Here is a 9,972-nt window from a genome sequence, read left to right on the forward strand (position 1 = left end):
GGCGCGGATCAGCTGTCGCGGCCGAATCCGAGGCCGCGCAGGATGTCGCCGATCGGATCGATCCGCCCCGACGCGTCCGGTGTCGGCCGAGGCGCAGGTTGCGGCATCACGGCGGGATCGACTGCGGCGGTGCGGGCGCGGGTGGGACGATTTAGATGGGCAACCCTGGATCGGTTCTTCCGCTCCGCTGCCTTCCCCCGGTGGTTCGCGCTGCTGCGGGGCGGTTCGATGGGGAGAGCTGTCGCAGCCGGTGGGGTTGCGGCGGCGGTCAGGAGCCCCGGCTGCACCGATGCGGGTGCCGGGATAATCTCGGGGGTGCCGTGGGCCGGCGGATCGATCCAGGCCACCGGCTTGATCGATTCGGCGACCGCGACGGGCCGTCTCGGCGCGTTGCGATCGCGTGAATGCAGGTTCTGAGTCGCCACTCCCAGCCCGAATACGGCAAGGACCGTGGTTACGAGGATGGGGCGGGCGTATTTCATGACGGGAAAACGTACGGTCAAGCTCCCGGTTCCGCTTGACTGCTTTAATAGCGTTCTGAGAACGGCAGCCGACGTTGAATCCGGTCCGAAAACAAAAAAGGCCACTCCCGAAGGAGCGGCCCGAAGTCTAGGGAGGAAACGCCCAAGAAGGGCAGCGGGAGGGCGACGCCATCGCCATCCCGCAATGCACAGATAGGATATCGCAGTGCGGTAGGCAATGGCTCGACGCGCCGGAAGGCATGCGGACCACGCGCTTTCATAGCCTCCATGCTTTGACGTCATGCCTCAGTATGTCGAGCCCGCCCGGCACGGAGCTGTCTCACACCCCGCGCCGCCGATCCCAGATCTCCGGGTTGACCAGTCCGCCGGGATGACGACCGGCCAACACGTCGATGACCCGGGTCGCGGCGGTCTCAGCGGTACGGATCAGGGCAGCCTCGGTCGAGCCGCCGACATGGGGCGTGAGGATCACCCGCTCCTGGTCGGCGAGGGGATGGCCTCCGGGCAGCGGCTCCTGCGCAAAGACGTCGAGCCCGGCGCCGGCGATCGTGCCGGCCTCCAGGGCGTCCATCAGATCCGCCTCGTCGATCAGGCCGCCACGGCTGGTGTTGATCAGGAACGCGCCTCGCTTCATCCGGGCGAACTGCTCCCGGCCGATCAATCCGCGTGTGCTGGGCGTGAGCGGCAGGTGCAGCGAGACGATGTCGGCCTCTGCCAGCACCGCCTCCACCGAGGTGGCGCGCAGGGCGCCGGCCGTGGCGAAATCCGTTTCCGGGCGGCTCGGTCCGTAGGCCAGGACCCGCAGGCCGAGGGCGCCGCCGAGCCGGGCCGTGGCCTGCCCGATCGCCCCGAACCCGACGAGGCCGAGGGTGAGGCCGGCGAGCTCGACCAAGCGGGTGGTGAACTTGAAGCTGTCGTCGCCCTGCCGGACCGACCGGTCGGCCCCCGGCAGGGCCTTCGCCAGGGCGAAGATCAGCGCCAGCGTGTGCTCGGCCACCGAGACGGCGTTGGCGCCGGGGGTGTTGACCACAACGATGCCGGCCTCGCTCGCCGCCGCCTTGGCCACGTGATCGGTGCCGGTGCCGTGCACGCCGATCACCCGCAGCTCCGTTGCCGCCGCGATGGCCTCGGCCGGGAAGCCGGTGTTGCGGGTGATGACCGCGACGCAGCCAGCGACGTCGCGGGCCAGGGTCTCGGCGTCGGTGCCGCGGGCTGCGCGCGGCTCAAGCCCGGCCGCGCGCAGCCGATCGAGACCCGCCGCGTGGATCGGCTGGACGATGAGGCACGGACCGGTGAGCACGGCGGATATCCTTGGCCGACCCGGAGGGCCGGGTGCGAGCGCTTCAAGCCCGGTCGTCCTAAGACCCGCCTGGCACGGTGGCAACGAGCACTCTGGAGGCCGCGCTGTTTCAGGTGCGTCCAGGCCGTCGATGTTTCACGGGAAACATTGCGTTTACTCTATGCGACAACCCCTGTGGCGGCGGCGTCATCGCGGTCCCGCCCGCATTCTAGTAGCACCGACCGGGATGACGACATCGCAGTGGCGCACCCTTCGGAACGTGCAGGCTCGGGCGCGACTGGAGCGGGCGCTGCCGCCGGTCTTCCCCGTCCCGGTCCTCCGGCACGCCCTGGCGCGGCCCCTGACCCCGCCGACGCCGCGCCTCGCCGTGGAGAGCTATTGGCGCAGCCATGTTCTCCGGGCTGACCGGCTCGCCCGCGCCCTGGCGGCCCGCTCCGGCACGCCGGAGGGCTGGACGTGGCAGATCGGCCGTGACGGCTCGGGGGAGGGGCGCACCGGCAGTTTCCGGACACCGCCCGCGCCCTTTCGGGATCCCGCCTTCGCCCGCGGCCGCGGCGCCTGCTGCATCTGCGGCCAGCCGGTCTACCGGTTCGGCTGGCACCGGGATCTCTGGGGCGGCGGTACGCCCAACGCCAGGGCCGGCTGGCATGCGGCCTGTGTCACGGCCTGGAAGTTCTGGCTCGCCCCGCACGCGCAGGTCCGGGCGCTGAAGCTTCGTCAGCGGCATCGCTGCGCGACCTCCGGCAAGCGGCTGCTGCGCACCGCCGAGGTCGATCACGCCCTGCCGCTCTATCAGGTCTGGCGGGAGCACCGCACCCGTCCCTGGCCGGACCTCCTCGCCTACTGGGGCGCGCCGAATCTGCAGGTGGTCAACCGGGCCGTCCACGTCCTCAAGTGCCGGGACGAGGCCGCCGAGCGCTCACAGACCCTGCGGCTCTCCCGCTTCCGGGTAGTCGAGGACGAGTCCGGGTTCAGCGTGATCGAGGAGGGGTGAGCGGCCTGCTCACCCACCCACGGCTTCGAGGCCGCGCGACAAGTCGGCCAACAGGTCGTCCTCCGCCTCCAGCCCGATTGAGAGGCGCAGCAGCCCGTCGGTGATGCCGGCGATCGCCCGCGCGTCCGGGTCCATGGCCGCATGGGTCATGGTCGGCGGGTGGGCGACCAGGCTCTCGACCCCGCCCAGGGACTCGGCCAGGGTGAAGACCCGCACGGCGCCCACGAACGCCCGCACCGCATCGAGCCCGCCCGCGAGTTCGAAGCTCAGCATGGCGCCGAAGCCCGCCTGCTGCGCCTTGGCGAGGGCGTGCCCGGGATGGGACGGCAGGCCCGGGTAGTGGACGCGGCTCACGGCCGGATGCGCATCCAGGAAGGCGGCGATCCGCCCCGCGTTGCGCTGCTGCTGGTCCACGCGCACGAACAGGGTCCGCAGGCCCCGGAGCGTCAGGTAGGCGTCGAGCGGCGAGCCCGTGACGCCGATCGTGTTCGCCCAGGCGGCGAGTTCCTCGCCCACGGCCTTGTCGGCGGCGATCACCGCCCCGCCGATCACATCGGAATGACCGTTGAGGAACTTGGTGGTGGAGTGGACGACGAGATCCGCCCCCAGGGCGATCGGTTGCTGCAGGGCCGGCGACAGGAAGGTATTGTCGACCACCACGAGGGCGCCCGCGGCCTTAGCGTCGGCGGCGATGCGCCGGACATCCACGACTCGCATCAGCGGGTTGCTCGGCGTCTCGATGAGCACGACCTTCGGCCGTCCGGCGAGCGCCGCCGCCAAGGCGTCCGGGTCGGTCTGGTCGACGAAGTCCACACGGTAATGGCCCCGGGCGGCGCGGAAGCTCAGCAGGCGGTGTGTGCCGCCGTAAAGATCGTGCGGCGCGACTAGCAGGTCGCCCGGCCGCAGGCTCGACAGGGCGAGGTCGAGGGCCGCCATGCCGCTCGCCACGATCACGGCCCGGGCGCCGCCTTCGAGCTTGGCGATCGTGTCGGCCAGCGCGTCCCGCGTCGGGTTGCCGAGGCGCGAGTAATCGTACGGGCCGGGCTGCTCGAAGGCCGGGAACTTGAAGGTGGTCGACAGGTGGATCGGTGCGATGACCGCCCCGAAGGCCGAATCCTGCGCAACACCATTGGCTGCCGCGACGGTACGGGCCGCGAATCCGTCTGACATCGACTCTCCTCCATGCCCGGGCGGCGCCTCCGGCCGAACCCTGGCGCGTTCTTTATGGAGAACGGATCAGACTTTCAAGAGAACGATATCCGGTCCTTGATCGCCTGTGTTCCACGCATCGGACCGTGGCCGACGCGCTCGGGTGGTGGTTATGTTCGAGGGGATTTGATCGAAGCAGGTGACACCCCCGCAGCTTGGAAGCGGATACGGCTCTAAAGACGGTCGTAGCTTGCATCAGGGTCAGCACAACGACTTGGCCAAGCTCAATCAGCCTTCCGAACAAAAAATGCGAAGGATCACTAGACGACCGGTCTAATCCCGCCTATCTCACCGTCATGGCACGCGTCACCGCACATACCGACACCCGGCAGGGGATCCTCGACACCGCCTACGGCCTGATCGGCGCGAAGGGGTTCTCCGGGGTTGGGCTCAACGAGATCCTGACCTCGGCCGGCGTGCCGAAAGGGTCGTTCTACCACTACTTCGGATCCAAGGAGGCCTTCGGCGAGGCTCTCTTGGCGGACTACTTCGAAAGTTATCTCGCCGACCTCGACACGACGCTTGCCGAGCCGGGGTTGAGCCATGCCGAGCGCCTGATGAATTACTGGCGCAAATGGCAGGCGACGCAGGGCAGCGTCGACTACCAGCGTAAATGCCTCGCGGTGAAGCTGGCGGCGGAAGTCTCGGACCTGTCCGAGGCGATGCGCTTGGCCCTCAAGGCCGGTACCGCTGCGATCATCGAACGGCTGTCGCAAGCCATTGCGGCGGGCGTGGCGGAGGGCTCGCTCACGGTCGAGAGCGAGCCGCATACGACCGCCGAAGACCTGTACCACGTCTGGCTCGGTGCGAGCCTGATGGCCAAGATCGTCCGGACCGACGCACCGTTCGCGGCGGCCATCGGGACGACCCGGCGCATCCTGGGCCTCACGGCGCGCTGATCCACCGCCTCCAACTTCGCAGGACGCAGCCCCTCGTTGCGTCCAAATCTGAGACGACCGGTCTACTTTCAGCTGGGCCGATCATCTCCCCCCGGCCGGTCAGGGAGCGGCACACAGACGGAGAAAACCCATGCCCCACCACGCCAAAACCTCTGTCGCCGCGACCCTCATCGCCGCGGGGCTGATGGCACTCCTGACCGGACCCCAAGCAACGGCGCAGGAGCGGATCACCCTCGAGACCATCGGCGCCGTCCGCATGGCCCGGTTCGACGAGGTCCGCCGCGCGAATCCGGAGTTCCGCCCTGCACAAGCCGCGCAGCCGCGCGACGCGGCGGCCGGACGCACCCCGAAGGCGCGCTAGCGCCGGCTCGCCTCCCCCGGGCCCGCTCCGAGCTCGGCCCCGAACCCAAAACCTTCCCAACACAAGCGAAAGACCTGGAGACCGACGATGAAGATCCTGATGGTGCTGACCTCGCACGACCGGCTCGGCGACACCGGCCGGAAGACCGGCTTCTGGCTGGAGGAGCTCGCGGCGCCCTACTACGTGTTCAAGGATGCGGGGGCGGAGGTGGTCCTGGTGTCGCCCAAGGGTGGCCGCCCGCCGCTCGATCCGAAGAGCGCCGAGCCGAGCTTCCAGACGGACGCGACGCGCCGCTTCGAAGCCGACGCGGCGGCCATGGCGGCGCTGGCCGAGACGGGCCGACTCGACGCCGTTAGCCACGCGGGTTTCGACGCCGTCTTCTATCCCGGCGGGCACGGGCCTCTCTGGGACCTCGCCGAGGACCCTGCCTCGATCTCGCTGATCGAGACCACCCTCGGGGCCGGCAAGCCCGTGGCCCTCGTCTGCCACGCCCCCGGCGTCCTGCGCCATGCCAAGGCGCCCGAGGTGAAGCCGCTGGTCGAAGGCAGGAACGTCACCGGCTTCACGAACACCGAGGAGGAGGCCGTCGGCCTCACAGAGGTGGTCCCGTTCCTCGTCGAGGATGAGCTGAAGCGGAACGGCGGCCTCTACGCCAAGGGTGCCGACTGGGGACCCTTCGTGGTGACGGACGGCCTGCTCATCACCGGCCAGAACCCGGCCTCCTCCGGCCCCGCCGCCGAGCGTCTCGTCGCCCGCCTCGCCAACCGCTGAGGACGCAGGCGCCCCCGGCGGCGCCGAATCCTGCCAACCAACCCCTGATCGTCACCCTCCCGAAGCGGCGCACGCCACTCGCATCGGCGACCTCGAAGGATCCAGCCCATGACCACGGACATCGTTTTCTCGGACGCGACCCGGCTCGCCGAATTGATCCGGACCAAGCAGCTCTCACCGGTCGAGGTCGTGCAGGCGCACCTCGACCGCATCGACGCGGTCGATCCGAAGGTCAATGCCATCGTCGCGGTCGCGGAAGGTGCGCTGGCCGCCGCGCGGGACGCGGAGGCGGCACTCATGGCCGGCGGGGAACTCGGGCCCCTGCACGGCGTGCCGTTCACCGTGAAGGACTCCATCGACACCGCCGGCGTGCTCACCCAACGCGGCTCGCCGATCTTCAAGGGCCGGGTGCCCGACGCCGACGCCACCAGCGTGGCGCGCCTGAAGAGGGCCGGCGGCATCCTGCTCGCCAAGACCAACCTCCCGGAGTTCTCCTACTGGATCGAGAGCGACAACCTGCTCTCCGGCCGCTCGAACAACCCGTGGGACCTTGAGCGTACGCCGGGGGGCTCCAGCGGCGGCGAATCGGCGGCCATCGCGGCGGGTATGTCGCCGCTCGGCCTCGGCACCGATCTCGCGATATCGGTGCGCGGCCCGGCCGCGCAGACCGGCATCGTCTCGCTGAAGGCGACCCACGGGCGCGTGCCCATGACCGGCATCTGGCCGCGGGCGCCCCGCCGCTTCTGGCACGTCGGCCCGATGGCGCGTTCGATCCGCGACCTCGCGCTCGCGTTCTCGCAAATCGCCGGTCCCGACGGGCAGGACGCCTTCGCGAGCAGCACCGTCCCGTTCGATGCCGGCCTCGGCGCCGCGCCGGATCGCAAGCTCCGGGTCGGCTGGATGGTCGGGCCGGGCTTCGGTCCCATCGACACGGAGGTCGCCGCGACCGTGCAGGCTGCGGCCGAGGCCCTCAAGGGCGAGGGTCACCACGTGGAGGAGGTGCGCATCCCGGCGCTGGAGCGCGACTTCGCCCTCGACGTGTTCAACACGCTCCACGTCATGGAGATGAAGCCGGCGTTCCGCGCGGCGACGGCCGGGCACGAGGACCAGATGTACAAGATGGCCAAGACCATGTTGTCCCTGCCGGAAACGTCGGTGGAGGACTACGTCGCGGCCGAGCAGGCGGCGGAGCGGCTCCGGGACGGCTACGCGGCCTTCTTCCGGACCTTCGACGTGCTCCTCACCCCGGTGCTGCCGGTACCGGCGCACAAGCACGGCATCCAGGAACTCGTCGTCAACGGCGAGACGGTCGATCTGACCTATCTGCAGGGCGCGACCGTGCCCCTGAACGTCACCGGCCTTCCGGGCCTGTCGATGCGGTTTGGGACGAGCCGCGAGGGCCTGCCGATCAACGTGCAGCTGGTTGGAAGCTGGCAGGCGGAGTCGACGATCCTGCACGTGGCCTCGGTGCTGGAGGGCGTCAGCCCGGTTCGGGGCCTGCACCCCAGCCTCTGACCTGAGGGAACCGGCCGGGGGCGCCACGCGGCCCCCGGCCATCGACCGGACCGGCTGGGAAACACGCAGTGCGGATATTCAGGTCGGCCGGCCCGATGCCGCCCGGACCTTACCGACGTGGTCGCCAGGGGGCCATGCTGGCGAAGACGCCGTCCTGGCGGATCAGCGCGTGCATCAGCGCCGCCCCGAGATGCGCCAGAAAGACGGCGAACAGGGCATAGGCGAGCCCGGTATGGAGGTGCCGCAGCGCCGCGGCGAGCATCGGGTCCTGCGGCAGGATCGGCGGCAGCACCACCGGCCCGGCCAGCACGATCGGATAGCGTGCCGCTGACAGCATGCCCCAGCCGACCAGCGGCAGGGCCAGCATCAGCCCGTAGAGCGCGATATGCGAGCCGTGGGCGGCGATCCGCTGCCACGCGGGCAGATCCGCCGGCAGGGGCGGGGGCGGATGGCGCCAGCGATTGACCAGCCGCAGGCCGGCAAGGAGCAGGATCAGGAGGCCGAGGGGTCGGTGCAGCGCGACCAGGGCGTGATAGTGGGCGAGCGACGTCACCATGGCGACGCCGATCAGCAGCATGGCCAGGATCATCGCCGCCATGCCCCAGTGGAGCAGGAGGGCCGGCCAGTTGAAGCGCGCGGGTTCGGTCACCGGGCAGCTCCGTGGATCGGCGCGGTCACGGCGCTCGGCGCCTTCGCCTCGCCGGCGCGGCGGGTGAAGGACTGCGCGTAGGCCGCAGAGCGCGCGCTGAGCAGCGGATCGTCGCTCGGTGCGATGCCCTCCGGCAGGACGAGCGGGTCGAAGTTGACGTCCCGGCAGGTGTGGGGCGCTTCCGGCATGGTCTCGGTGAGAGTCAGGGTGCCGACATCCACGCCCTCGCGGTCGGCGGGCCAGGGCTGCGTCGCGTCGGCGGTGGGGTCCTCCGCCCGGCCGAGCGTCACCACGAGGTGCCAGCGCTGCGGACCCTGGCGCAACTGCGCCTCGAACGCATCGAACAGCCCATTTGGGTCGGGCGAACCGGTCCCGCCGGCGGTCTCGGGCGCGGCCGTCCGCTCCGGGATGAAGGCCCAGCGCACCGGTCGCACGGTGCCGTCGGCGGCCACGAACCGGAAGGCGTTCAGGCTCCAGAAGGTGCTGTCGGCGAAGCCGGTGGTGACGGTCCGCGCTTTGATCAGGGACGCGGCCCGCGCGCTCTTGGGATGGGCCGCGAAGAACGCCGCCATGCGGGCGGGGTCGGGCTTGCCGGTGGCGGGATCGGGCTTGGCGGCGCGGAGCTGCTCGTAGAAGGCCTCCGGCGTGCGCACGGGGAAGACCGGGATGTTGTTCATGCCGGTGCGCCATTCCGCGCCGTCCGGCGATCGGAACAGCAGGGCGAGGCTGCGCACGGTGGTCTCGGCATCGGCCTCGTAGGGCTGCCCGCCCGCCAGCGCGACCCGACCCAGGACGGGGGTCACCTGCCCGGGGGCGAACACGGTGGCTGTCGAGAGACGTGCGCCCGCGCCGTTGGCGGCGAAGCGCCCCGCGACGCACAGGCCCTTGGCGTGGTTGCGCCGGAAGCCGGGATGGGGGCCGTTCACCGCCTCAAAGCGATCGACGATCCGCGCCGGGGTGAGGAGGCCGGGCGACAGCCAGCCCCCCGCATACGCGAAGCCACCGGCCGTGCCGGCCACCACCGCGCCGATCATGGACAGGCGCAGGAGCAGGCTGCGCCCGGTCATGCCGGGCGGCGCCCCTGTGAGGTCGTTCATCAACGTCATCCGTTCGGTCCGGGACTGGTCGCGATGACGCCTATTCGACGGCGTGACGCGCGGGTTTCACCCGTCGGTCGCCGAACCCGCATGAAGGCAGCGACGGAGCCGAGGCCGTCTCCCTCAGATCAACCGTGCGCCCTCGCGCGGCACGCGCAACTAGGGCTGGTGCTGGAACGCCGGGCGGGTCCGCACAGACGGCGCAGGTCAGGGCGAGCGCATCGCAGCCCGGTGCTGCCATAAGCCCGCTGCGGACGCATAGGGCAGCCCTGCGACGCCACGAGCCTTGCAAGATCGGCCGAGTTTCGCCATATCGGGTCCATCGGCAGCGACGGAACACCGTCCGCCGAAATCTCTCAGCCACGGATTGCGCGGTTCCGCTTCGGCGGGGCGTCGCCGTGTCGGGCTTAGCTCCGGCGGGTTGCGAGATGCCTTTCACGTGCGAATGGATGGGCCGCCCTTCAGGGGGTGTCGCTGTCCGCCGACGGGATGCCGGGGCTTCCGGGTCCGGTTGTTTCGCCGGGAAAAGGTCGATTGACAGGCCGGGCGGGCTCAGCCTATACGGCGCCTCCCGACGCGGTGCCGAAGCAAAACGGCCGGGTCGGGCGGGTTTCCCGAGGTTAAGAAAAGTAGATCTGGCGAAAGCCAAGGTACTTGACTTCTCCTCGTGAGGTACTTACGAAAGTTTGTACTGA

Annotated in this window: 10 protein-coding genes; 5 read left to right on the forward strand and 5 right to left on the reverse strand. The window is 70.2% G+C overall.

Annotation, left to right across the window (positions count from 1 at the left end; genetic code table 11):
• Positions 1 to 8: 8 nt before the first annotated feature.
• Both OXS27_RS20370 and OXS27_RS20375 read right to left on the reverse strand, forming a co-directional pair.
• Positions 9 to 587, reverse strand: coding sequence for a hypothetical protein (locus tag OXS27_RS20370; protein WP_267358404.1), 579 nt, complete (start codon positions 585 to 587; stop codon positions 9 to 11).
• A gap of 214 nt (positions 588 to 801) precedes the next feature.
• The gene (locus OXS27_RS20375) at positions 802 to 1,782 is read right to left on the reverse strand and encodes a hydroxyacid dehydrogenase (RefSeq protein WP_243924474.1); all 981 of its coding nucleotides are present in this window, start codon (positions 1,780 to 1,782) and stop codon (positions 802 to 804) included.
• 226 nt (positions 1,783 to 2,008) lie between these two features.
• On the opposite strand from OXS27_RS20375, the gene OXS27_RS20380 reads away from it, so the two are divergent.
• Positions 2,009 to 2,776, forward strand: coding sequence for a hypothetical protein (locus tag OXS27_RS20380; protein ID WP_267358405.1), 768 nt, complete (start codon positions 2,009 to 2,011; stop codon positions 2,774 to 2,776).
• A gap of 9 nt (positions 2,777 to 2,785) precedes the next feature.
• Here OXS27_RS20380 and metB read toward each other — a convergent pair whose 3' ends face one another.
• Entirely contained in the window at positions 2,786 to 3,946 is a 1,161-nt protein-coding gene (metB, locus tag OXS27_RS20385; RefSeq protein WP_267358406.1) for a cystathionine gamma-synthase, read from the reverse strand.
• 335 nt (positions 3,947 to 4,281) lie between these two features.
• Between metB and OXS27_RS20390 the strand changes: the two genes are divergently transcribed.
• The 4 genes from OXS27_RS20390 to OXS27_RS20405 all read left to right on the forward strand — a co-directional run bounded on the left by OXS27_RS20390 (position 4,282) and on the right by OXS27_RS20405 (position 7,531).
• Positions 4,282 to 4,884: a TetR/AcrR family transcriptional regulator gene (locus OXS27_RS20390; RefSeq protein WP_243924469.1), complete on the forward strand. Its 603-nt coding sequence runs from the start codon at positions 4,282 to 4,284 to the stop codon at positions 4,882 to 4,884.
• 130 nt (positions 4,885 to 5,014) lie between these two features.
• Positions 5,015 to 5,245 (forward strand): hypothetical protein, encoded by a 231-nt coding sequence (locus OXS27_RS20395; RefSeq protein ID WP_267358407.1) that lies wholly within the window; start codon positions 5,015 to 5,017, stop codon positions 5,243 to 5,245.
• Between the two features lie 87 nt (positions 5,246 to 5,332).
• Positions 5,333 to 6,016 (forward strand): type 1 glutamine amidotransferase domain-containing protein, encoded by a 684-nt coding sequence (locus tag OXS27_RS20400; RefSeq protein WP_267358408.1) that lies wholly within the window; start codon positions 5,333 to 5,335, stop codon positions 6,014 to 6,016.
• A 108-nt stretch (positions 6,017 to 6,124) separates the two neighbouring features.
• Positions 6,125 to 7,531, forward strand: coding sequence for an amidase (locus OXS27_RS20405; RefSeq protein ID WP_267358409.1), 1,407 nt, complete (start codon positions 6,125 to 6,127; stop codon positions 7,529 to 7,531).
• A gap of 109 nt (positions 7,532 to 7,640) precedes the next feature.
• Here the strand turns inward: OXS27_RS20405 and OXS27_RS20410 are convergent, their stop codons facing one another.
• The gene (locus OXS27_RS20410; RefSeq protein ID WP_267358410.1) at positions 7,641 to 8,180 is read right to left on the reverse strand and encodes a cytochrome b/b6 domain-containing protein; all 540 of its coding nucleotides are present in this window, start codon (positions 8,178 to 8,180) and stop codon (positions 7,641 to 7,643) included.
• A complete protein-coding gene (locus OXS27_RS20415) occupies positions 8,177 to 9,286 on the reverse strand; it encodes a catalase family peroxidase (protein WP_267358411.1) in 1,110 nt (369 codons plus the stop codon). Before OXS27_RS20415 ends, OXS27_RS20410 begins: the two co-directional genes overlap by 4 nt.
• Positions 9,287 to 9,972: the final 686 nt, after the last annotated feature.

Source organism: Methylobacterium sp. GC_Met_3 (assembly GCF_026540775.1).
Classification (GTDB): Bacteria; Pseudomonadota; Alphaproteobacteria; order Rhizobiales; family Beijerinckiaceae; genus Methylobacterium.

Bases quoted from the DNA above. Each gene is read 5' to 3' on its own strand.
- metB (WP_267358406.1), bottom strand. From the start codon at position 3,946: ATGTCAGACGGATTCGCGGCCCGTACCGTCGCGGCAGCCAATGGTGTT.
- OXS27_RS20390 (WP_243924469.1), top strand. From the start codon at position 4,282: ATGGCACGCGTCACCGCACATACCGACACCCGGCAGGGGATCCTCGAC.
- OXS27_RS20395 (WP_267358407.1), top strand. From the start codon at position 5,015: ATGCCCCACCACGCCAAAACCTCTGTCGCCGCGACCCTCATCGCCGCG.
- OXS27_RS20380 (WP_267358405.1), top strand. From the start codon at position 2,009: ATGACGACATCGCAGTGGCGCACCCTTCGGAACGTGCAGGCTCGGGCG.
- OXS27_RS20415 (WP_267358411.1), bottom strand. From the start codon at position 9,286: ATGACGTTGATGAACGACCTCACAGGGGCGCCGCCCGGCATGACCGGG.
- OXS27_RS20400 (WP_267358408.1), top strand. From the start codon at position 5,333: ATGAAGATCCTGATGGTGCTGACCTCGCACGACCGGCTCGGCGACACC.
- OXS27_RS20405 (WP_267358409.1), top strand. From the start codon at position 6,125: ATGACCACGGACATCGTTTTCTCGGACGCGACCCGGCTCGCCGAATTG.